This window comes from Streptomyces viridifaciens (genome assembly GCF_001888885.2).
Classification (GTDB): Bacteria; Actinomycetota; Actinomycetes; order Streptomycetales; family Streptomycetaceae; genus Kitasatospora; species Kitasatospora aureofaciens.
In genome coordinates, this window is sequence record NZ_CP090840.1 from 1,476,770 (window position 1) to 1,497,021 (window position 20,252).

The 20,252-nt window shown below is 70.8% G+C and carries 12 protein-coding genes; 9 read left to right on the top strand and 3 right to left on the bottom strand.

Annotated features, from left to right (window positions below; translation table 11 throughout):
• Positions 1–103: 103 nt before the first annotated feature.
• Together BOQ63_RS06265 and BOQ63_RS06270 are read right to left on the bottom strand one after the other, a co-directional pair.
• A complete protein-coding gene (locus BOQ63_RS06265; protein ID WP_063737936.1) occupies positions 104–1,660 on the bottom strand; it encodes a Mu transposase domain-containing protein in 1,557 nt (518 codons plus the stop codon).
• Between the two features lie 1,526 nt (positions 1,661–3,186).
• Positions 3,187–3,786 (bottom strand): IS66 family transposase, encoded by a 600-nt coding sequence (locus tag BOQ63_RS06270; RefSeq protein WP_050366295.1) that lies wholly within the window; start codon positions 3,784–3,786, stop codon positions 3,187–3,189.
• A 98-nt stretch (positions 3,787–3,884) separates the two neighbouring features.
• On the opposite strand from BOQ63_RS06270, the gene BOQ63_RS06275 reads away from it, so the two are divergent.
• The 5 genes from BOQ63_RS06275 to BOQ63_RS06295 all read left to right on the top strand — a co-directional run bounded on the left by BOQ63_RS06275 (position 3,885) and on the right by BOQ63_RS06295 (position 9,653).
• Complete coding sequence (locus tag BOQ63_RS06275) at positions 3,885–4,232, top strand: PadR family transcriptional regulator (RefSeq protein ID WP_030558359.1); 348 nt, start codon at positions 3,885–3,887, stop codon at positions 4,230–4,232.
• Positions 4,229–5,125, top strand: coding sequence for a hypothetical protein (locus BOQ63_RS06280; RefSeq protein WP_141763818.1), 897 nt, complete (start codon positions 4,229–4,231; stop codon positions 5,123–5,125). The genes BOQ63_RS06275 and BOQ63_RS06280 overlap by 4 nt, the downstream gene beginning before the upstream one ends.
• A gap of 1,717 nt (positions 5,126–6,842) precedes the next feature.
• Positions 6,843–8,924 (top strand): hypothetical protein, encoded by a 2,082-nt coding sequence (locus BOQ63_RS06285; protein ID WP_191093633.1) that lies wholly within the window; start codon positions 6,843–6,845, stop codon positions 8,922–8,924.
• 230 nt (positions 8,925–9,154) lie between these two features.
• Positions 9,155–9,442 (top strand): hypothetical protein, encoded by a 288-nt coding sequence (locus tag BOQ63_RS06290; RefSeq protein ID WP_072653638.1) that lies wholly within the window; start codon positions 9,155–9,157, stop codon positions 9,440–9,442.
• Between the two features lie 55 nt (positions 9,443–9,497).
• Positions 9,498–9,653, top strand: coding sequence for a DUF7196 family protein (locus BOQ63_RS06295; protein WP_167344966.1), 156 nt, complete (start codon positions 9,498–9,500; stop codon positions 9,651–9,653).
• Between the two features lie 518 nt (positions 9,654–10,171).
• Here BOQ63_RS06295 and BOQ63_RS06300 read toward each other — a convergent pair.
• Entirely contained in the window at positions 10,172–10,672 is a 501-nt protein-coding gene (locus tag BOQ63_RS06300; RefSeq protein WP_063737934.1) for an IPT/TIG domain-containing protein, read from the bottom strand.
• A gap of 620 nt (positions 10,673–11,292) precedes the next feature.
• Between BOQ63_RS06300 and BOQ63_RS06305 the strand changes: the two genes are divergently transcribed.
• The 4 genes from BOQ63_RS06305 to BOQ63_RS06320 all read left to right on the top strand — a co-directional run bounded on the left by BOQ63_RS06305 (position 11,293) and on the right by BOQ63_RS06320 (position 20,119).
• On the top strand, positions 11,293–11,511 hold the full coding sequence (locus BOQ63_RS06305; RefSeq protein ID WP_030554638.1) for a DUF5988 family protein: 219 nt from the start codon (positions 11,293–11,295) through the stop codon (positions 11,509–11,511).
• 235 nt (positions 11,512–11,746) lie between these two features.
• Positions 11,747–13,021: a beta-ketoacyl synthase N-terminal-like domain-containing protein gene (locus BOQ63_RS06310; protein WP_232543344.1), complete on the top strand. Its 1,275-nt coding sequence runs from the start codon at positions 11,747–11,749 to the stop codon at positions 13,019–13,021.
• Positions 13,022–13,089: 68 nt separating this feature from the next.
• Positions 13,090–19,605, top strand: coding sequence for a type I polyketide synthase (locus BOQ63_RS06315; protein WP_072653641.1), 6,516 nt, complete (start codon positions 13,090–13,092; stop codon positions 19,603–19,605).
• A gap of 85 nt (positions 19,606–19,690) precedes the next feature.
• Complete coding sequence (locus BOQ63_RS06320) at positions 19,691–20,119, top strand: ATP-binding protein (RefSeq protein WP_050366125.1); 429 nt, start codon at positions 19,691–19,693, stop codon at positions 20,117–20,119.
• Positions 20,120–20,252: the final 133 nt, after the last annotated feature.

A 20,252-nucleotide genomic window follows, 5' to 3' on the forward strand; every position in this document is an offset into this window, starting at 1 on the left:
GGGCGGACGGCGTTCGAATGCGGGAACTTCCATCGCGCGTCCCGCCTGTCGCCTATCGTGGGTCGACGACGCCACCCGGCTCCGATCGGTGGCCGGCGGACTCTCACCCCGGTATGGGTTCGGCCGTGCTCGTCCCGGGGGCCTGAACCGCGGTCATTTGCAATGGAGTCGCCCCTGCCCGGCACCGGAGCGGATCACCCTCCGACCGGTGCTGTCCCCGTCGGGGAGTCCCGCTGGATTCACGGTGTGCAGTCCGGAAGCTTGTCGGCGTGACGGTGTTTCGCGACGGGGACGGCGGCTCACTGGGAAGCGGCTGAGCCGCCGGGTGGAACCAGTGGCTCCGGCCGTTTCCGTCCGATCCGGTCGGAATACCCGGCCGCAGCTCGCCGCGGGCGGGGCCTTCCGGCGACCCGCCAGCCTGCTGACCGGACGCTGATCCGTCCTCCTGACGGTCGTCCTGTCGGAGTGCTTGGGCCGCCGCGAGCGCTTCGGCGGACGGTGGACTGTACATCTTGCTGTGGCAGGCCGGTCTCGGCACCGGGAGCGGGCGTTCGAGGCTGATCCCGTGCCGGTGGCCGATGACCGACAGGCCGGCACCGTCGGGCGCCAGGGAATGCTGGACGATCACTCTTCCGCGCGGGGTCGCGATCGTCAGAAGGGGATCGCCGACCCTTCGGCGCACCTGCACGGTGTGACCGTGCAGATGCCGGGGAACGGCGTAGAGGTTGCCGCGGTAGGACACCATGCTGCCGGCCGAAACGGTACGAGTGACGCTGATCCTGGCGGGATACGGGTCATGGGGGAGGTCGAGCAGGACCGCCGCAGCGGGCGCCGTGCACCCGCCCCGTGCCGAGGCCCGGCGAGTCTCCATGAGTCTGGTCAGTCGCTCCAGGCTTTCCTGGGCCTCCAGCAGGCCGGTGTCCGCGTGGATGGTCTGCCACCAATGGGCGAGCGCTCGCCCGATGACGTCGTCGTCGGCGTCCCGCCCGGGCGGGACGAGCTCCGCGACGACACCGTAGTGCTTCGCGACCTTGCCCAGTGCTGTGGCCAGTTCGCCATCGTCCTGGCAGTGGACCGCCGGTGTCCGGTCGAAGCGCCAGCGCCAGCCGGTTCCGCCGAACTGGCGCAGGATCCGGTCGACGGAGTCGGCCAGGTGGCCGGGATCGATCTGTTCCGCCAGTGCGGCGCTCCAGCGCTGGGAGTGGATCAGGCGTCCCACCAGGATGCAGGCCTGAGTGCTGCCCCAGTCCGCCGGGGCTCCGGAGAAGACGAACCAGCGGAACCGCACCTCCTCCGCGTCGTCCTGCCGGACGGGGCGGCCGCGGGGAGGCCGTTGGCACAGCGGGCAGCGAGGACGCAGCTGATGGGTGCGCAGGGCACGGGTGAAGGTCGAGTAGCCACCGGTGTAGCCGAGATCGACGATTTCCGCGTACAGCGCCGAGGCCTGGAAGTGGGCGTCGTCCTGGAGCCGCTGACGGCAGTAGGGGACGAACCGTCTGAACTCGTCCCGGTCGGAGCTGCGGACTCCGACCGTGCGCTTCCCGCACAGATAGGAACTCACGGTCTTGCGGTCACGGCCGAGGATACGAGCGATGGCGGCGATGGACAATCCGCGCGAGCGCAGGGCACAAATGTTGATGTATTCCTCTCCGGTCAGCATTCCACTCCTATCAGTTCGACATGGCTCTCCTCAGAGGCCTCGCTGGAAGCCAGGAAATATACACGAAACGCCACGAGCGGAGAAGAAAGGTTTTTGCAAGCAACTGTAGAGCGCTGTGCAATTTGAGTGAGCGAATCGAATGGCTGTCAATTGGCATAGGTCCGCGAATGCCGTGTCAAGCCGCAGACGCGGATCAGCCAAACAGTGGCCTGATCCCCACTGTTTTGTACTTTTATGACTTCTTCAAGTGCGCGCTGGTGATGGACTGGCGTAGACCTGTGCCGGCGTTGAGCGCTCGCGGTCTTCCCTTGTTTCCTGAGGCGGACTGGTTCCAGTCGGCCGCCTTGCGTGAAGCCCGACCGGCCCGCGCGCACGAGCCCGGGTCATCCGCTGAGCGTGCGGCCGACAGGACGCTCATCGAAGTGCACTGGGGCATATGCCGATGCGCGAGCCTGGCGTGCGCCCCCCGCTCGCTCCTACACCCGTGTCGATGTGCTCGGGCGTCAGCAGGGGTTGACGCCGCACAGTGGTGTCATCACCGTCGCCGTGCCCGCGGGCACGGCGCTTGGATCGGTTGGTGTGCGCGTGACCATCGCCGACGGGACCACAACGGCTTCACCCACGCCTCCGTGGACGCATCCACCGTGGCCGCGTTCACCCGGGCCTGACCTCCGGTGGCACCGCGGTGACCATCACCGGCACCTCCCTGGGCACTACCTGGTCGGCCCGGGCGGGAACGTCGTCGCGCCCGGGCGGGTCCCGTCCCGGCACCGCTGCCACCTGGTTCCGGCGAACCGGGAGAGAACGGACCGCGGCCGGTGCCGGCGCACCAGGCCGCGGAGGCCTCGGATCGAACTCGTCACACGACGCGGGCGGTCCTGCCGGACCGGAACGCATCCGGCCGTTCTCGGCGTCGCCGCCCGCAGCCCAGGGTGTCGCCGGACCGGTCTAGGCCGCCGGTCGCAGGAGCGACGTGAACGAACCCGCCCGCGGCCTATTTCGGTGAGCGGAGCTGCTGATCCCCCTTTACCGGGAGGATTCCTCCCGGTAAAGGGGAATCGGCGCGTCAGGCCGTCCGAGGATGCCGATGCGGACGCTTCGCCAGCTCGGGTCGACCGGATCCGGAACCAGCCGACCACTCCCAGGGCGCCGGCGTGCTCGTTTCCGGGGGGAAGGCTCCGCCGCTGCCGTCCGGCGCGAGCGCCTTCCGTGGTGTGGGGAATCCGCATGCAATTCCGCGGCCAGCAACTCCGCCTCCGCTGACCGGTGGCGGTTCGGTTGTTCCGCGACCGGCCATTCTCCGTATCGCGCGATTCGGCCGGACACTCCGCCGATCGGGTGAAAGTCGATCGCAAGGCTTGCCACCGATTTTCGGCTCTGGATTACTTTTCTGTATCCAACCGGCGGGCCGCCCATCCCTCCCGGGGGAACGTGCAGCCGGCGCTCGCCGTGCTTCAGGCGGCGGGTGACGTGCGGCTCGTGATGGGCACCCCCTGGAGGATCTGGATCCATCCGTCGGCGCCGCCTCAGAGGCGTCGGCGGGTGCGGCGGCTTGCATGCGCCAGGAGGCGTCCAAGCATTCCGGTGACTGGTTTGGTGGTCAGGCACAGGTGGTGCGCGTTGCACAGGGCATGGACCGCGCCGGCGTACGTCTTGTACGGCTTCCAGCCGTCGTGGACCGCGATCCCGCCGAAGTGCGGCAGCACGCCCATCGCCTCGAACGCCTCCATCCCGCGCTTGGCGTGGAGCAGGTACAGCGTCAGCGACTTCGTGCAGGCGGTGTGCACCCAGCAGGTACGCCCTGCGATCCGGGTGCCGGTCTCATCGAAGCCGACCACCTCGCAGTCGGTCAACTGGCGGCGCACGGCCTCGGTGTGCGGGGCGACCGCCTCGGCGGCCTGCCCGGCCCACCCGAGCAGGGTCGCGGTGGCCACGTCCGCGCCGAGAACGTCGGCGAGCAGTTCGCCGCACCGCTGGTAGGGCAGGTGCTGCCGGGTGAGCAGGTAGACGGCCAGGCTCTTCAGCCCCGGCCCGTACTGGGCCGGGGCGCCCGCGCCCTGCGGCGCGGATGCCCCGGTGACCTGCCCGCAGGCGCAGCGGCGGTGCTCGATGCGGTGCTCGGTCACCCGCAGGCGGATCTCGGGCAGGTCGAAGACCTGCCGCCGCTCGATGGGCAGTCACCCCTGATGGACAGCTTATGCAGTTCGCCGATATATGTAGCCGTATGACAGAGCGACCCATGCAGGAGCCCACGCTGCTCCTGCTCACCGCGCTGGCCGATGCCCCCAGGCACGGCTATGCCCTTCTCCGGGAGATCGCCGCGATCTCCGACGGCCGGGTCAGGATGAGAACCGGCACCCTCTATGGCGCTCTCGACCGCCTGCTAGGCCAGGGGCTGATCGAGGTCATCGGTGACGAGGTGGTGGACGGGCGCGCCCGGCGCACGTACGCGCTCACAGATGGCGGGCAGGCCGCGCTGGCCACCGAGACCGAGCGTCTGCGTGTTGTCGTCGCCGAGGCGCAGCGCCGCCTGTCCACCGCCCGCCCGAGGCTGAGGGGGGCAACCGCGTGACGGATCGTTCGTTGAGGGCCGCGCTGAGCCTGTACCCGGAGTGGTACCGGCACGAGCGCGGCGAGGAGATCACCGCCGTGTACGACTTGGTGAGGCGGGACGGCGGACGGCTGCTGCGCCTGCGCGAACTCGCCGGCATAGCCGGGCACGGCCTGCGCGTGCGGACGGGGCTGACCTCCGGCGGTTTGGCGGGGCAGGTGCTCGCACAGGCGGTGCCGTTCGCACTGGGAGCCGGTCTTGGACTCCGGCTCAGCCTCTCCTGGCTGCTGCAACCCTGGCCGAGCAGCCAGGAGAGCGGCGGTGAGCATGCGTGGCAACTCGCCCTGATCGCCGTCTGGGCGCTCGCGGTGCTGGCGGCAGTCGCCGGGCGGTGGGGCGCGGCGCGCTGGATCGGCGCGGCGGCCGTGGCCCTCGGCCTGGTGGAGGCGGTGGACAGTCTCCTCTCCGGTTCCCTGTTCGCCCTCGTGGGGTGGGCGAGCGGGCCGCTGCTGTGGCTGGCTCTGCTGCTGATGGCACCGCCGGACCTGCTCAGTGGCCGCCCCCGCCGGACGCTGCCGATGGCGGTCGCGGGTGCGATGCTGTCCTGGCTGCTGCTGCTCGGCCCGGACTATCTGCACACTCCGCTGGTCTGGGACCCGAGTTGGCGCCCGCTCCAGCTCCTGCTGGCCGCCCTCCTCCTGCTGGTGGCAAACCGGCGTCGGCTGTGGCCTGCCGGGATGGTCGTCGGCGCACTGCCTCTGCTGCTGACCTTCACTCTGCCGAGCGTCATCAGCTACTGGGAGGGTCCGATCGGCATGCTGGCGGCCGGCGGGTTCGCGGTGGTGCTGCCGCTGCTCGCGCTCCGGCTCATCAGGGCCGTCCGCGCGAAGGACGAACCGCCTGCGGCCGTCTGACCTCGGCGGACGTCGTGCGCCCGGCCCACCCCGGTGGACGTGGTGGGCCGGGCGCACGACGTGGGGCTCGGGCCCGGCGGCTGGCTTGGGTGCGGGCCCGAGGCGTGGCAAGGACACACAAGGCATCGCCGCCCACAGGGCCGAAGGGAGCACGGTGGAGGTCGCCGTGCGGGCCGGCCACCCGCTGGCCGACCTGGTGGCCTGGACGGCGACCGAACGCCCCGCCGGGATCGAGTGCCTGACCACCAAACCAGTCACGCATTCCGAAGGTTCCTCAGCACGCCGGCCGGTGCGGTGGCCCGGCGTAGTGCCGCACCGATCTCCCCGGACCGCCGAACGGCGAGTCCGATACTTCGGCGCTCTGGGCTGCTGCTGGGGCGGTACGCACCGACGGTGTGAGGGCAGTCAGCGCCCCCTACGGGAGGCGCCCGGCCGAGGTCATCCACGGAAGTCACCGGCGCTGCCGAGGACGGGTGGGCCGACGTGGTCACCGCACGGACGAGGCTCACTGCGACGGCTGGCGCACGGACGACGGCGGCCTTTGCGGCCGGCGCGCCGTGCCTGCGCTCCGGTTCGATGCTCGTGTGTCCGTGGTCCTCGCGTTCGGCATGGGCATCGGGACGACGGCCGTCGTCGTGCCTGGGGCCTTCAGCGCCGGGGAGATGACAGCGATCACCCTGAGGGGGCCCAGGCGGTCCCTGCCGCAGGCGCACTTCACGTTTGACGCATGGTCGATCACACCAATTCAGTGATCGCTTCGCTTGTGCCGGCATCGGGGTCGGTGGTGACGTTGACGGGCAGCGGTTTGCACCTGCACCCAGCCATCGACGATCTAGAACCTGTCCGGTCGCTCATGTGCCCTTCAATCGGCATCCATCAGCGCCTGCACCCGCGGTTCGCGGTCGGTCTCGATCCTTTCGTCACCTGCCCGGGTTCGGGGTCCTCGCCGCCGTGCCGGGACCCAATGGCGTGCAGTTTCGCGATGCCCTCAACTCCACCCGGCAGGCGAGCCGTTGCGAGCTCACGACCTGTCCCCTCCTGCACTCGACAACGTGTGCTCTTCGGCCCAGTCGTCGCCGATGGACAACACCAGCATCCGCCCATTCGCCCTCGTCCAGTCATGCTGCGCAGCCTGCGGAGGGCATGGCTCGCACCCTCATACCGCAACCGCACTTGATCATGATGTGACCGGGCCGGGTGACCGAGCTCTGGGTGGGGCGGGTCGAGGAGTGGGAGGCGGCCCCGGCGGGGTTGCATGCCCGCTTTGCGTCGCGTTTCACCAGATCGGAGCCGTGAGGGCGGGCGCTAAAGTACATGGCCGGGTTGATCGCCGCTCGCCCCCGCCGGCAACTGCCGGCGTACCGCTCCGGCAGGCGGTCAGATGGGTGGGAACGGGGGCGTGCGGAGTCCTGCAGTGCGCCCCGTGCGGTGCAAGTCCCGTGGTCTGAGCGACTGTTGGGTGTGGTGGTGTTCAGACCGTTGGTTCATACGGGTTATTCGACCGGGAGGGTATGGCCTTGGCCGGCCGGTCTGGTTGTAATGGCGGTGACCGACTGTGGGGTGCCCATTCCCCTGTCGGGGCGTCGGGGTGGTGATCGCTTGACGGGTCACCGTCCCCATGCACGGGCACCCTGACAGGTGGAATTCGTCGGCCGTACCATCTGGCGCGGCCGTGTTCGGGCAGCCCCACTCCCGACTCACTCAAGGGGCTGCTCACATGGCAGTAACCATCGTTCCCACCCCCGTGGCGGCGTGTTCCGCCTTCACCGCCACGGCCACCGGCGCGCCCGTGGGGGCCGTCACCGCTGTCTTCTTCTATGACGGCGCCGCCCCGCAGTCGCTGCCGGTGGTCGCCGGCGCCGCCGGACCGGCGACGTTCACGGCTGTCGGCTCCGGCGCGCAGCTGGTCCTGGTGACCTACCTGAATGCCGTCGCCGCGGTGGTCGGGACAGACAGCGGCACGGTCACCGTCAACGCGGCGCCGGCCGGGACCATCTCCACGACGCTGTCGATCGGCGTCGGCGGCCTCGTGACCGCCCAGACCACCCTGACCTGCAGCGCCGGCCTGACTTCCGTCAACGGCACCCTGACCTACACCCTGCCGGGCGGGGGCACAGTCACCGCCCCGGTGGTCAACGGCGTGGTCGGTCCGGCCAGTCTGGGACTGGCGCTGACGGCCGGTCAGCTGGTGGGGGTCAGCTTCACCCCCGCCGCCGGCACCTGTGCGGCCTGCACCTTCGCGCCGATCACCGTCACCGTGCCGGCGCCGCTGGCCTGTTCGGTGGTCGTCATCCAGCCGGTGGTCGGCCCGGTGGTCGTCGGCCAGCCCACCGTCGTGTCCGCGGTGGTGCTGTGCAATGGCGTGCCCGTTGCGGGTGCGGCGGTCACGTTCAACGGTGACGGGGCTGCCCCGGTGACCGTCACGACCAACGCACTCGGCATCGCCAGTGGGTCGATGACCTTCCCCACCGCCGGGCCGGTGTCGCTGACCGCCACCGTCACCGCGGCCGGCACCACCTGCACCTGCACCAACGTCGTCTCGCTTCCGGTCACCGTCACGGTGACCCCGCCGGCGACCTGTCAGGTGTTCCTGCTGCCCCCGGTGGCCCCGGTGGTCGTCGGCCAGCCCACCGTCGTGTCCGCGGTGGTGCTGTGCAATGGCGTGCCCGTTGCGGGTGCGGCGGTCACGTTCAACGGCGGCGGGGCTGCCCCGGTGACCGTCACGACCAACGCACTCGGCATCGCCAGTGGGTCGATGACCTTCCCCACCGCCGGGCCGGTGTCGCTGACCGCCACCGTCACCGCGGCCGGCACCACCTGCACCTGCACCAACGTCGTCTCGCTTCCGGTCACCGTCACGGTGACCCCGCCGGCGACCTGTCAGGTGTTCCTGCTGCCCCCGGTGGCCCCGGTGGTCGTCGGCCAGCCCACCGTCGTGTCCGCGGTGGTGCTGTGCAATGGCGTGCCCGTTGCGGGTGCGGCGGTCACGTTCAACGGCGGCGGGGCTGCCCCGGTGACCGTCACGACCAACGCACTCGGCATCGCCAGTGGGTCGATGACCTTCCCCACCGCCGGGCCGGTGTCGCTGACCGCCACCGTCACCGCGGCCGGCACCACCTGCACCTGCACCAACGTCGTCTCGCTTCCGGTCACCGTCACGGTGACCCCGCCGGCGACCTGTCAGGTGTTCCTGCTGCCCCCGGTGGCCCCGGTGGTCGTCGGCCAGCCCACCGTCGTGTCCGCGGTGGTGCTGTGCAATGGCGTGCCCGTTGCGGGTGCGGCGGTCACGTTCAACGGCGGCGGGGCTGCCCCGGTGACCGTCACGACCAACGCACTCGGCATCGCCAGTGGGTCGATGACCTTCCCCACCGCCGGGCCGGTGTCGCTGACCGCCACCGTCACCGCGGCCGGCACCACCTGCACCTGCACCAACGTCGTCTCGCTTCCCGTCCCGATCACCGTCGGCGTAGGCGGCCCCGCCGTGAGCCTGCAGGCGCTGCCGTCCTGCTGGCAGGGCCACTGGGAGCACGCGCCGGCGACCCCCTCGCACGGGCAGCCGTACCCCTTCACCGCCACACTGAAGGCCCAGCTCACTCCTGCGGCCGCCGGCGTGACGGTGAACTTCCTCGTCGCCGGACAACCGGTGGGCTCGGCGGTGACGGACGCGTCCGGGATCGCGATCCTCACCACCGACCTGAACCTGCTTCAGGTCCAATCCGGCGCCTTCACCGCGACCGCCACCGTCGGCGGCACGCCGCTGCAGTCGACCGGCACCCTGCTGCCCTGCCGGCCGCTGTAGTGACCGGACCGGTCCGGGCCCGGGACGTGGATCGCGGACCGGTACTGGTGGCCGAGCCGGGTGAGGCCTGACCTCGTCGTCCGCAGACGAGCGGCCGACCCCGAAGGTCCGTCCCCCCGCCCTCGCACGGCGGGGGGACGGACGTGCTGAGGGCCTGGCGGCGAAGCCACCGTACCCGCCGCGACGCCCGCAACCGTACTGCCGCGTCCCTGGCCAGTGGAGTTGTCCCCATGAGCTTGACCATGTTCCTTCTCGCGCTCGGCGCCACCTGCCGCATCACCCGCTTCCTGACCAAGGACACCCTCGCGGGCGGTCTCAGGATCTGGGTCGCCGATCGCTTCGGCGAGGAGTCCAAGGCCGCCTATCTGATCACTTGCGGCTGGTGTTCGAGCGTCTGGGTGTCTGCGGTCGCGGTTGGCTGTGGCGCGTGCCTGGAGGGCAGCCCGTGGTTCCGGATACCGGCGACCGCGCTCAGCGTCTCCTACCTGGCGGGCGTGGCCTCACGATGGCTGGACTGACCAACGCCCCCTCTCCAGAAGCCCGAACCCCAGCATCCGGAAAGGACACTGAACCATGGCCTGCAACTGCGGCGGAGGATCACCGCAAACCGTCGTCTACCAGCTGATCCTGCCTGACGGCACCGTTCGCCAGTACGTCACCTACCAGGAAGCCCTGGCCGCACAGCGCCGAGAAGGCGACGCCGGAACGATCACCGTCGTCAGCCGGTGACACGGGCGCCCGGCACCGGGGCGCACCGAAGGCGGTCGGCGCTTCGACCGGCCGCTTTCCCCTTTCCGCACGAAGGCACGAGCAGCACCGTTGCCCGTCCCGGCGCCTCCGCTTCCGTGGCCGTCCTCTCCTGCCGGACCGCCATCCGGGCACACAAGCTGGCAAAGGGCGCTCCAGACCCGGCCGTAACGGCCCGGTACCGCTGTCCGTCCCCGTCCGCCGCCTCATCGGCCTGCTCCTCCACCCTCGCCACCTCACCGCGGCCCATCATCCGCGTCGGTCGTACTGGTGCCGCCGCAGTCAGGCCCGCACACGCCACAGCCATGACGAACGCCGAGGCCGCCCCCCATGACTGCGGTTGCAGTACTGGGTGGACGGCCACGGCGTTCGGAACCGCGCGGACGAGGTGTCCCGCAGGTCCTGCCCGACGAACAGTGAGCTCCGGCAGCTTCTGCTGCCGGAGCTCACTGTTTCCCCGCCGCATCCCCCCTACGGACGGCGGCGGTTCGGCCCCCGTCCTACAGGTAGGTGTAGGAGGCGCCGTTGCTGGTGCCGGCCGGCGTGATCACCGTGACGGGGACGGTGCCGGTTCCGGGCGGGGAGACGGCCAGGATGGCGCCGTCGCCCAGCACGGTGAAGTTCGTGGCGGGGGTGGTACCGAACAGGACCGCCGTCGCGCCGGACAGGCCGTGCCCCACGATGAGGACGGGCAGGCCACCCACGGCCAGGCCGATCGGAGGCACGAGCGCGAGGATGGTCGGCGGGGCCGGCAGCTGGTAGGTGTAGCTGAGGGTGTTGCTGGTGCCGGCCGGCGTGACCACCTTGACCGGCACGGTGCCGGTCCCGGGCGGGGCGACCGCCGTGATGGCGCCGTCGAACTGGACGGTGAAGCTGAGCGCGGGGGTGGTGCCGAACAGGACCGCGGTGGCCCCGGTCAATCCGGTGCCGACCAGGAGGACGGGGTTGCCTCCGGTCGTCGGACCCTGCGAGGGGACGAGTGCGAGGAGAATCGGGGACATAGGATTCCTCTTTTCCGACTTCCGGCCGCCGGACAAGATCCTCTTGGTCTCGTCGGCGGGACGTTTTCCTCACGGTAGATTCGGGCGCCATCCGGTGGCAATAGGGTATTTGCTGAACGTGGGGCATTTGTGGGTCGCGGGGCGTGCAATCTCTTCGGCGCCTCTTTCGACAGGTCGGATAAGGTCAGAGGTCTTGCCTCTGGGTACTTTAAGTGAGCACCGGAAGTAACCCTCACGGGTGCGTGAGGGCGGATTGCAAGATCTAGTCGGAGTGGGGCGTCGAGGCTATCCGTCGGTCGAGGGCCAGTCTGCCGACTACTGGCTCGTGGCACGGCTCTGAACTGCAACTTTGTGCCTTGAGGGGTAATATCGCAAGCGTTTGGAAGTGTTCGTATTTATTGTCGACTGATGATTCTTGGATGTGCTCTATTTGGATATAATCACGGCCTTCTGGCGTGCAGGTGGTCCGTGTTGTGAGGTGGGGGAGTGCCGCTAGGGCGATGCGTGCATTGTTTGGATGTGAGGGGTTAGTCGGTCCGTGTGTGGGTATTCAGGGTGTGCGCGACCGTCAGGTTGCCTAATGTCCCGCTCTGGTTTCCGATGAGTCGTCCGCGGGTAAGGTGAGTGTCACGTCCTATTCTCTTCTTGTCTTCCTCAGGGGCGGTCCGAGTGATATTCCTGAGATCCATGAAGTGGAATCCGGAAGCGCGGAGGATCGGTTGAAGATTCCCCGCTGGAACGGTTATGAGCACTTCGCTCTCACGCAGGACTTCAAGGATGTCGGCGGCGTGCTGATGCCCGTCTACCAGTGGTCGTACCGGACCGCCATCGCCGAGTAGCCTCCCACCGCCGTCCCCCCCGGCCCCCGACTCCGACATCGGGCGAGCACACCGCTGCAAGCGCTGCCCGATGCCACACCCATCCCCACACCCCGAGGTGAGCCATGATCAGCAGCCTTCCCGCACCGGTACGGAAAGAGCGTTCGTCCCGCACTCCCGGGTGTGCGTCGTGAGCGGGCGTTACCCCGCCCGCCCGCGAGGGGACCGCGGTGCCCGGGACACGATGGTCACCGGCATGGGGTTCTGCCTGCCGGGCGACGAGGGGCCGCTGTTCACCGTGGGCGAGGTCTGGGACGTGGCCGCCAACGGCCGCTCGTGCCTGAAGCACCACGGCGTGTACTACGGCTCCGTCGACCTACCGGACGCGGCGTTCGCCGAGCGCCTGCCGGACCTGCCGGGCATCTTCTCCAAGCACTACACCAACGCCCACCGCTACGGTCTGGTGTCCCTCGTGGAAGCCTGTGCGGACGCTCAACTGAGCATCCGAGGAGGTGATCTGAGCGACGCGGCCGTCCTGGTCGGGCGTGGCGGCATCGACGCCAACGTCGCCAGCTACCTCGAAGTCCTGCACGCCGACGCGCGCACCACCGCCCCGCACGAGGCGATGGAGCTGTTCGTCCGGGCTCAGCAGGGGCTCACCCCTTCCGACGTGGCACTGGTCCAGGGGGCGCTGATGCGCACGACCGGCCCCTGCTTCACCGTCTCGTGCGGCTGCGCGTCCTCCGCCGTCCAGATCGGCAACGCCCGCCGCATGATCGCCGACGGTGACATCGACCTCGCCGTCGTCACCGGCGTCGACGTCTTCGGCGTGGACGTGATCCAGAACGTTCAACGCCTGCTGCACGGAGCCCAGCGCGCCTACGACTCCATCCGCGTGGACGGCATGCCCGAACTGCTTCCGGCCTTCGACCGGGTCATGCGGCCGTACGACCGGCGGGCCGACTGCGTGAACCACGGAGAGGGCTCGGTGACCCTGGTGCTGGAAAGCCGCAGCCGCGCCGAGCAGCGCGGGGCGTACACCTATGGCCAGGTCCTGTCACACGGTATGACCCGCGACGGCCTGTCCAATCCCCTCGCGAGCGACGAGAACGGCGCCTCGCTGGTCGCCGCCGTGCGCAAGTGCCTCGGCGACCGGTGGGACGTCGGCCAGATTCCCTACATCCACGGCGGAAGCGACGGCGACGTCGTCGTGACCGCTTTCGAGGCGAACGCGGCCAAGCAGCTCTACGGAGACGGCGTCGCCGACCTCCTCATGACCTCCCAGGAAGCCTGCTTCGGCCACAACGGCGCCCCGGCGGGCGCTCTGGGTGTCGCGCTGACCCTCCTGATGTTGGAACAGGGCGAGGTGTGCCCCACCGCGAACTGCGAGGAGCCGGCCGACAACGTCTGCTTCGACCCCGTCCCCGGCGTCCACACCCGGCTCATCGAGTTCGACTACGCGCTCACCCTCAACTACCAGATCGGAGGCGTCAAGAGCGCGATCCTGCTGGGCAGTTCGGACGCCGGCTGACCCCCACGCCACCGACCGCAGAGCCGGGACGACGAGTGCTTCCATCCCGTTAGCACAGGAGACCAGTGATGGGCCACGCAGAGAACCCGACCACCGCTGACGCGCACATCGCCGTCATCGGCATGGGATGCCGCCTTCCCCACGACATCGACTCGCCCGCCGCGCTGTGGCGGCTGCTCGAAGCCGGCCAGGACGCGGTCGGCGCACCACCGACGAGCCGTGCGGAGCGCATGACCCCGGGCTCGCCTCCAGCAGCCGGGCCGATACCGCTGCAGGGAGGGTTCCTGGGCGACGTCGCCGGTTTTGACGCCGACTTCTTCGGAGTCTCCGGCAAGGAGGCCGACGTCCTGGACCCCCAGCACCGGCTGCTGCTCGAAGTGACCTGGGAGGCGCTCGAACACGCCGGACTGCCCCCGGAGCGGCTGGCGGGAACCCGGACGGGGCTGTTCTCGGGCTTGAGCTACACCGACTACATGGAATCCCTCGCGGGCCAGCCCCAAGAGCTGGAGGGCGCGATCCTGACGAACGGGCACTGCGTCGCCCCGGGGCGCATCTCCTACCTGCTGGGACTACAGGGCCCCTGCGTGGCACTGGACACCGCGTGCTCGTCCTCTCTCGTGGCCATCCACCTGGCCTGTCAGGCCCTGCGGAACCAGGAGTGCGACCTCGCGCTGGCCGGTGGCGTCACCCTCATGCTCGGCGCCCGGACGACGATGTCCTTCGCCCGCATGGGGATGCTCTCGCCCACCGGCCGCTGCCGGACCTTCGACGCAGCCGCGGACGGCTTCGTACGCGGCGAAGGCTGCGGCGTCGTCGTCCTCAAACGCCTGGACGACGCGCTGAGGGACGACGATCGCATCCTCGCCCTGGTGCGCGGCTCCGCAGTCAACCAGGACGGCCGCTCCGACGTCCTCGCCTCGCCATCCGTCGTAGCCCAGCAGGCCCTCTACCACCAGGCCCTCGCGCGAGCCGGGACCGACCCGCGCGACGTGGGCCTGGTGGAGACGCACGGCACCGGGACCCCCGTCGGAGATCCCGTCGAGTTCTCCAGCCTGGCCGCGGTCTACGGCGTGGGACAGGGACGCTGTGCGCTGGGCTCGGTGAAGACGAACCTGGGCCACCTGGAACCGGCCGCCGGCGTCATCGGCTTGATCAAGGCGGTGCTCTGCCTCCAGCGCGGGCTCGTCCCGCCCAATCTGCACTTCACCCGGTGGAATCCGGCCATCAGCGCCGAGGGCACCCGCCTGTTCGTCCCCACCGACCTGGCGGCCTGGCCCACCCGGACGATCTCGCGACTGGCCGCAGTGTCCTCCTTCGGATTCTCCGGGACCAACGCCCACGTGATCCTCGAACAGGCCTCCGCCGTCCGCCGCGCCGCCGCCGTTCTCCCCGCAGGCCCCGCCGCCGGCGCCTGCCCCGCCACGGCCGACAGCGTCGCGGACGGACCGTCACCAGCGGAGCGAACCACCGCACCCCACGTCTTCCTCCTGGCCGCCGGCTCGCAGAACGCTCTTCCCACCGCCGCCGCGCGCCTGGCTCACTGGCTGGAGACCGAGGGCAGCACCACCCCTCTGCGGGACGTGGCCCACACCCTCGCCCTGCGCCGTTCCCCGGGGCACGGCCGGCTCGGCGTGGTGGCCGATTCCCGCAGTGACGTGATCCACGCCCTGCGTTCCTTCGAAGCCGGTCGGGCCCACCCGGGCGTCGTGCGCGGTCACGTCGGCGCGGGCGTCAGCCGCCGCCCCGTCTGGGTGTTCTCCGGTCAGGGCTCGCAGTGGCGGGGCATGGGGCACAGCCTGCTCCGGCACGAGCCGGCCTTCGCCCGGGCCCTGGCCGAGGCCGATGAGCTGATCACCGCTGAGACCGGCTTCTCCGTCCTGCGCGCCGTCCGCGACCGGGAGCACGTCAGCGGCTGCGGCCGCGTGCAACCCGCACTGTTCGCCCTGCAGGTCGCCCTGGCCGCCGCCTGGCGCGACCACGGTGTCGAACCGGCTGCCGTCATCGGTCACTCCATGGGCGAAGTCGCGGCCGCCGTCACCACCGGGGCACTGAGCCTGGCCGACGGCGTCCGCGTCATCTGCCGGCGCTCGGCTCTCCTCACCCGGATCGCCGGAGCCGGCGCCATGGCGAGCGTGGGCCTCGACAGCGCAACCGTCGAGAACGAGCTCGCCGCCCTCGACGCCGACACGGTGTCGGTGGCCGTCGTCGCGGCGTCCGATTCCACCGTGATAGCCGGCACAACGGCCGCCGTTCGGCACCTGACCGCCGCCTGGCAGGCCCGTGGGATCGCGGCGCACCCGATCGACGTCGACGTCGCATCGCACTGCCCCCAGGTCGAGCCGCTGCTCGCGGACCTCGCCACCGCGCTCGCCGACCTCACCCCCAGCCAGCCGGCTGTTCCCTTCTACACCACCGTCCTGGACGACACCCGTGACACCCCGCTCTTCGACGCCGCCTACTGGTGCGCCAACCTGCGCAGACCGGTGCGTTTCAGCGCTGCCGTGGCCGCAGCCGCCGCCGACCGCCACCAGGTCTACCTCGAGGTCTCGCCCCACCCCGTGGTCACCCACCCCCTCGCCCAGACCCTGGGCGGCCTCCTCCACGATCCCGTGGTCCTGCCGACACTGCGCAAGAGGGAGGACGAACCCACCACCTTCCTCACCCAGCTCGCTGCCCTGCACTGTGCGGGAGTCGGCGTCGACTGGTCCCGCCTCCACGCCGGAGGTCGCCTGGCCGACGTACCCGCGCTGACCTTCGACCGCCGGCCCCACTGGACCGACACCACGCCGACGCGGGCGGTTTCCCGGCAGGCTGAGAGCACCCCCGCACCGCTGCCCGGAACGCACACGGAGGTGCCCGGCGACCGACCCCGCCACACCTGGCATGCCGACACCGGCACCGCCGCCCTGCCCTGGATGGCCGACCACCGCGTCCACGGCCAACCGGTCCTGCCCGGCGCCGCCTACTGCGCCCTGGCCCTGACCGCGGGCGCCGAGGTCTTCCCCGGCGCCGCGCACGGCGTCGAAGCGGTGGACATCCGCTTCCACGAACTGATGCGACTCGACGCCCACACACCGGTCGGCGCGACCGTGACCCTCACCAGCGCCGACCGCGCGGACTGCGAGGTCTTCGGCCGGAACGAGGGCGGCACCTGGGTCCGGCAGGCCACCGCGGTCCTGCGCCAGCTGGACACCTCCCCCCCGACACCGACGGCCTCCGTGGCCGCACTGACCGCCGACCACCCCGTCGTCCTGGATCCGCAGGCCCTGTACGCGAGCCTGCGCGCCCGGGGTCTGGAGCACGGCCCCGCCTTCAGCGGTATCACCGAACTGCGCGCCAACGACCGGGCGGACGGCTTCTGGGCGCGTGTGACGGTGCCGGACCCGGCCGGGACCGCCCCCCACGGCCTACGGATCCACCCGGTTCTCCTGGACCTGTGCGCCCAACTCGTCGTCGCCGGCCTGCTCCACGAACCGGGCCACGGCCTGGTGCTGCCCGTCGGGATGCACGCCGTACGCATCCTCGCGGCTCCCGAGAACGCCCACTACGCGCACGCCCGGCTCACCCACACCACCGCGGACAGCATCGTCGGAGACGTGCGGCTGCTGGACAGGGCAGGAAACCCGCTCGTCGAGATCGAGGCACTGCGCTTCGTGCGCCACGGCGCGCGGGCCGATGAAACCGTCGACCGGTGGTTCCTCGAGACGTCCTGGCAGCCCGTCCCGCGCGGGCGCACCACCGAGCCGGCACGCCCCGGATCCTGGCTCATCATCGGTGAGGCGGACGGATCCGCCCACGTACTCGCGGACGCGCTCCAGCTCGCCGGAACAGGCACCGCCGTTTTCGACGTTCCTCTCGACGGCACCGCCCTCCAGCCTCTCAAGCAGGCCCTCGCCCGGACCTGGAACCCCTCGTCCGGACCGTGCTCCGTGGTTTTCCTGTGCGCGCCGTCCGCTCCGGTGGACGACGCCGACACGACGGCACTGCGCCGTACCCGGCGCCTGCTCGCCGTCGCACAGAGCGCGATCTCGCGCAGTGCCCCCACCCGCCTGTTCGCTGTCACCCGCTCCGCCCACGACCCGGAACCGGGACAACCCGCCGACCCTGCCCAGAGCGCTCTGCGCGGACTGGTGCGAGTCCTGACGCACGAACACCCGGAACTGCGGGCGACCCTCATCGACACCGACCCGGCCGACGTCGACCTCAGCCGGCTCGCGGCCGAACTCCTCACCGACCCCCCGGAGGACGAGATCGCCCTGCGCGGGGACACCCGGACCGTCGCCCGGCTGGCGTACGCCCCTTTGTCCGACACCGAACGCGCCACCGCCGTCACCCGCACCGTGAGTTACGGCGTCGACCGCTTGCAGCTCCATGCGGGGTCACTCGGTGACCTCGACGCCCTGCGCCTGACCCCCACGCCACGACGTGCACCGGGCCCCGGCGAGGTCGAACTGCGCCTGCACGCCGCGGGCATGAACTTCCGCGACGTGCTCACCGCCATGGGCATGCTCGCCACCGACGACGAAGCGGGTCACCGGATCGGCTTCGAAGCCGCCGGCGTGGTCACCGCCGTCGGACCCGGAGTCAGGCACCTGCGCGCCGGCGACGACGTCCTTGCCGTCGACGTGCGGGGCGGCCTGTTCGCCACTTTCGCGACCCTTCCCGCCACCGCAGTGGCTCCCCTCCCCGCGGGCCTGTCCACCGAGCAGGCCGCCGGGCTGCCCATCGCCTACCTCACCGCCTGGTACGCCCTGCGCCACGTCGCCAGACTCACCGGCGGCGAACGCGTCCTGATCCACAGCGCCACCGGCGGAACCGGACTGGCCGCGATCACGGTCGCCCGGCACCTGGGGGCCGAGGTGCTCGCCACCGCAGGCAGCGAGGACAAGCGCCGGTACCTGCGCGAGATGGGCCTGCGGCACGTCATGGACTCCCGCTCGCTGGACTTCGTCGAGCAGACCCGCGCCGCCACCGACGGAGACGGTGTCGACGTGGTGCTCAACTCCCTGTCCGGACCGGCCATCAGAGCGGGACTGGAGACGCTGCGCCCCTTCGGCAGGTTCGTCGAGCTTGGCGTGCGCGACATCCTGGCCGACACCCCGCTCGGTCTCGCGCCGCTGCGGCACAACATCACCATGAGCACGGTCGACCTGACGGAACTCCAGCGTGACCGCGCGGACGCCTTCGCCGAGCTGATGGCCGAGGTCATGGCCGAATTCGGCCGGGGCACCCTCGCCCCGCTGCCGTGCCGGACCTATCCACTCGCACGGGCTGCCGACGCCTTCCGCCTCATGGCCGGCGCCGGGCACATCGGCAAGCTGGTCCTGACCGTACCCGGTGAGGGCACCACCACCGCCGTACTGCGCGAGGCGCCGTCGCCGGTGCGGGCCGACGGCGCCTACGTCATCACCGGGGGCCTGCGCGGGGTCGGCCTCGCCACGGCCCGCTGGCTGGCGGACCAGGGCGCCGCCCGGCTCGTCCTCAACGGACGCACACCACCCTCCGCCGACACCAGGCACGTCGTCGCCGAACTGCGCGACCAGGGGACGGAGGTCACCGTCGTGCTCGGCGACATCGCTCAGCCGGGTGTCGCCGAGCAACTGGTGGAAGCGGCCACCGCCGACGGCGGCACGCTGCGCGGTGTCGTCCACGCGGCGATGGTCCTCGACGACGCCGCAGTGTCCAACATCACCGACGAGCAGCTCGAACGCGTCTGGCATCCCAAGGTCACTGGCGCCCGACGTCTCCACGAGGCCACGGCCGCAGTGCCGCTCGACTGGTTCGTCCTGTACTCCTCGATGGCCTCCCTGCTCGGCAACCCGGGCCAGGGCGCCTACTCGGCCGCCAACGCCTGGCTCGACGCGTTCGCCACCTGGCGCAACACCCTGAACCTGCCCACGCTGGCCGTGAACTGGGGGCCCTGGGGGGAAACCGGGGTGGCCACCGGCTTCGCGAGCCGCGGCTACCAGACCATCCCCACCTCCGAGGGGCTCCAGGCCCTCGCGGCGCTCCTTACCCACGGCCGCGTGCGCACCGGCGTCATCCCCGGCCCGCCGGACACCTGGATCCCCCCGGCCGGCCGGGCGTCCTCGCTGTTCGCCCTCCTCACGCCCGAGGCGTGCGAACCCTCCGCGCGGCCGGCCGGCCAGGACGGGGCACGCGATATCCGACGCGAACTGCAGGAGGTGGAAGCCGGTCTCGCCCGTCGTACCGCCCTCGAAAACCACCTCGCCGACCACATCCGCACCGTGCTCCGCCTGGGAGGCAGCACCCTGGATCCGCAGACGCCGCTGAACGCACTCGGGTTCGACTCCCTGCTCCGCATCGAGTTGCGCACCCGTCTGGAAGCCTCGTTCGGGGTCAGGCTCGCAGGCGACTTCGTCGCGGGCCATCCCACTCTGGCAGCACTCGCCGACGGCCTCGCCCAGCACATCGGCATCAGTCTGGTCACTGACGCCGCGCCGGATTCCGCTGGGGACACGGTTTCCCCGGCCGGACAGCTCATCGCCCCGCGTTCGTCCGGGTCGCCCAGGACACCGGACGCCTCGGCCGCCACCGCGACGCCGTCGGCGAAGAACCCGTGAGCCCGCTCCGGGCCGCCGACGGCCCGGAGCCCCCGGCGGAGCGCGAAACAGGGGAATCGCGTTCACCAGGAGAGGGAAACCGAGGATGACGATGACCTCCACAGACGTGCCCCGCCCGGACGTGCGTGACCGGCGGGAACGACGCATCACCATGTTCGTATGGCCGGAGACCCAGTGCGTGCGGTCCGTGCGCCGAGCCGTGCAGGCCATTCTCGATCACTGGGAGATCGCCCATGTCACCGACGATGCCGAATTGCTGACCACCGAGCTCCTGACGAACGCGATCCGTCACACCGGCGGCGAGCAGCCGCTCAGGGTGACGATCGCGGCCGACCAGAGGGGGCTGTCGATCGGTGTCCGGGACCGCTCCGCGAGCGCGCCCCGGCCACACCGGCCGACCGCCTGCGAGGAGAGCGGGCGCGGACTGCTTCTCATCGAGAGGATCGCCGGATCGTGGACGTACCGTTTCCATCCCGACGGCACCAAGACGGTTTCCTGCCGGCTTCCGTTGTGAGGCCGAGTGCCGGCTGCCCGGGCGCCCCACCCGTCGTACGACTCCCGGCAGCCCGCTGCACCAAGGAGCCCGCCCGCGGGCGGATCAAGCGGCACTCGGTATCGGTTGCCGCATGCTTCGCGGAATTCCTCAC

What these genes read in the sequence shown, in the direction of transcription:
- BOQ63_RS06265 (WP_063737936.1), bottom strand. Translation starts at nt 1,660, where the DNA reads ATGCTGACCGGAGAGGAATACATCAACATTTGTGCCCTGCGCTCGCGC.
- BOQ63_RS06275 (WP_030558359.1), top strand. Translation starts at nt 3,885, where the DNA reads ATGACAGAGCGACCCATGCAGGAGCCCACGCTGCTCCTGCTCACCGCG.
- BOQ63_RS06285 (WP_191093633.1), top strand. Translation starts at nt 6,843, where the DNA reads ATGGCAGTAACCATCGTTCCCACCCCCGTGGCGGCGTGTTCCGCCTTC.
- BOQ63_RS06290 (WP_072653638.1), top strand. Translation starts at nt 9,155, where the DNA reads ATGAGCTTGACCATGTTCCTTCTCGCGCTCGGCGCCACCTGCCGCATC.
- BOQ63_RS06295 (WP_167344966.1), top strand. Translation starts at nt 9,498, where the DNA reads ATGGCCTGCAACTGCGGCGGAGGATCACCGCAAACCGTCGTCTACCAG.
- BOQ63_RS06300 (WP_063737934.1), bottom strand. Translation starts at nt 10,672, where the DNA reads ATGTCCCCGATTCTCCTCGCACTCGTCCCCTCGCAGGGTCCGACGACC.
- BOQ63_RS06310 (WP_232543344.1), top strand. Translation starts at nt 11,747, where the DNA reads ATGGGGTTCTGCCTGCCGGGCGACGAGGGGCCGCTGTTCACCGTGGGC.
- BOQ63_RS06315 (WP_072653641.1), top strand. Translation starts at nt 13,090, where the DNA reads ATGGGCCACGCAGAGAACCCGACCACCGCTGACGCGCACATCGCCGTC.
- BOQ63_RS06320 (WP_050366125.1), top strand. Translation starts at nt 19,691, where the DNA reads ATGACGATGACCTCCACAGACGTGCCCCGCCCGGACGTGCGTGACCGG.